The following is a 236-nucleotide window of genomic DNA, read 5'->3' on the forward strand; positions in this document are numbered from 1 at the left end:
ATGAAATAGCGCACCTTCAAGCCCATTTTGCGGAAGTAGTCATCGGTCAGGGAGTATTCATCCTGCTGGTATTCAACGCCCAGCACCGGGTGCTGGTTTTCCGTGCGCAGGTAGGTCCTGCTGCTCGACACGCTCAGGCAGATCACCGGCGGTTTGTTGAAGTGTTCTTTGTAGGTGTTTGAATTAACAAAGCACTTGAACAGTTGGCCGTGCAACTCACCAAAGTTGGCCGGTGT

The 236-nt window shown here is 52.1% G+C and carries 1 protein-coding gene; it reads right to left on the bottom strand.

The window, feature by feature from the left end; genetic code table 11:
• Window positions 1-236 (bottom strand): putative oxygenase MesX (locus GHN92_RS23775; protein WP_153381361.1); only part of this gene is annotated, 236 nt, incomplete at both ends.

Origin of the sequence: Pseudomonas sp. FSL R10-2964, from assembly GCF_009600035.1 — a bacterium.
GTDB classification, from domain to species: domain Bacteria; phylum Pseudomonadota; class Gammaproteobacteria; order Pseudomonadales; family Pseudomonadaceae; genus Aquipseudomonas; species Aquipseudomonas bubulae.